Genomic DNA, 1,002 nt, shown 5'->3' on the forward strand with positions numbered 1-1,002 from the left:
GTGTTCTCCAGTGGGGTCTCGTGAAACCCGGGGTCTGGGTGCATGCCGGCTATCCGGTCGGCCGCGCGATCGATCTGGTCCGGGGGTGAGATACCGACGACGGTGCGCAACGCGACCAGTTCCGCGAGGTCGTCGCGGGCTCTGGGTATCAGGGAGCGCACGGTCTCGGCCGGGCAGGAAGCAGACAAGGTTTCTCCAACATGCGGGGCAGGGGCGAATGCTCAGGCGGTGGTGGGTGTGCCGGGACCTGAAGCGGGGCCGGTGCGGCGAGGACCTTGGGGTGGGGGTCGGGGACTGTGCGATTTGTTGCGGGGTGCACGGCCTCGTGGTGGGGGCCGGCGCATGCGTAATTGACCAGGTGCGCAGTGGGCCGCGTAGGCGACACATCCTGAGCCCTGATGAACCTGCGGTACCGGTGGTCTACGACAGATACACGGGCACGACATTGTTCGCCGCGAGAAGCCCGTCGAATCCGCCGAAGCGGAGGTCCTCGCAGACGGTGTCGGCGTATGGGGAATACACGAGGAAACTCACGGCGCGCCGCCGGTTCGAGGAATGCAGAATTCCGCTGCGTCACTCGCCGGCTGAAAAGGATCCTTCCGCAACCATGAGGCGGTAGCGGAGGCAAGAAATGAGGCCCAACGTGAATTCCGGGACGCTCAAGCAGCGCTGCGCACGATGCGGGACATCCGCATCAGGCAGCGCTACGAACAGGGCCGAGTCGCCATGGCCTCAACCTGGCGAACGTCACATGCGGCCTTCGGGCCGCGAACAGCGGTATCGATAAGTTCGTTATTCAACATCACTAACGGTGAAGACGAAAACATGGAGCTCCCCCTGCAATGCGGCTCAGAACGGGTCGACTGGTTCCGACAGCCGAGTGTTCGTTCGTTTCCGAAATGAAGATTAGCGCCTGAGCCGATCTTCGGGAAGGGCACCCTGCGTCAGGACTCGACCAATTTCCGTAGCCGTCCGGATTGTTGGTTATGCGCAGGATAGGGC

General features: G+C 63.2%; 1 pseudogene. It reads right to left on the reverse strand.

The features are described from left to right. A pseudogene (locus tag ACFWI9_RS34900) lies at positions 1–188 on the reverse strand (dipeptidase); the annotation flags it as partial. Positions 189–1,002: the final 814 nt, after the last annotated feature.

Origin of the sequence: Streptomyces sp. NPDC127084 (genome assembly GCF_042724175.1) — a bacterium.
Lineage (GTDB): Bacteria > Actinomycetota > Actinomycetes > Streptomycetales > Streptomycetaceae > Streptomyces.